This window comes from Bacillus sp. HY001, assembly GCF_007558965.1.
GTDB classification, from domain to species: domain Bacteria; phylum Bacillota; class Bacilli; order Bacillales; family Bacillaceae_G; genus Bacillus_A; species Bacillus_A mobilis.
In genome coordinates this window covers 1-564 of record NZ_VLTE01000112.1, presented here as the reverse complement: position 1 = coordinate 564, position 564 = coordinate 1, and the positions used below count along the sequence as shown (strand labels likewise).

Below are 564 nucleotides of genomic sequence, written 5' to 3'. Positions count from 1 at the left end.
CACTACACCACGGGACCATTTGGTTGCGGGGACAGGATTTGAACCTGCGACCTTCGGGTTATGAGCCCGACGAGCTACCGTGCTGCTCCACCCCGCGACAATATAATATTTTTAAAAAATGGAGGAGGTAGAGGGATTCGAACCCCCGCGCGACTCTCGCCGCCTGTCGGTTTTCAAGACCGATCCCTTCAGCCGAACTTGGGTATACCTCCATGAAGGAAAAAGAAATATTTTATTATTTATGTCTAAACCATTTAAAAAGAAAATGGAGGAGGTAGAGGGATTCGAACCCCCGCGCGATTCTCACCGCCTGTCGGTTTTCAAGACCGATCCCTTCAGCCGAACTTGGGTATACCTCCGAGACATATAATAAATAAAGTGGAGCCTAGCGGGATCGAACCGCTGACCTCCTGCGTGCAAGGCAGGCGCTCTCCCAGCTGAGCTAAGGCCCCATGTTTTTGGGAATATCGGGAAGACAGGATTTGAACCTGCGACCCCCTGGTCCCAAACCAGGTGCTCTACCAAGCTGAGCCACTTCCCGTTAATAAAAGCGCGCCCGAGAGG

General features: G+C 52.0%; 5 tRNA genes. All 5 read right to left on the bottom strand.

Annotated elements, in window-relative coordinates:
- Nucleotides 1-20: 20 nt before the first annotated feature.
- The 5 genes from FOT98_RS28400 to FOT98_RS28380 all read right to left on the bottom strand — a co-directional run bounded on the left by FOT98_RS28400 (nt 21) and on the right by FOT98_RS28380 (nt 541).
- Nucleotides 21-97 (bottom strand) — tRNA-Met (locus FOT98_RS28400).
- Nucleotides 98-119: 22 nt separating this feature from the next.
- Nucleotides 120-212: transfer RNA gene (locus FOT98_RS28395), tRNA-Ser, on the bottom strand.
- A gap of 54 nt (nt 213-266) precedes the next feature.
- Nucleotides 267-359 (bottom strand) — tRNA-Ser (locus tag FOT98_RS28390).
- A gap of 20 nt (nt 360-379) precedes the next feature.
- Nucleotides 380-452, bottom strand: a tRNA-Ala gene (locus FOT98_RS28385).
- Nucleotides 453-467: 15 nt separating this feature from the next.
- Nucleotides 468-541, bottom strand: a tRNA-Pro gene (locus FOT98_RS28380).
- Between the last annotated feature and the right edge of the window lie 23 nt (nt 542-564).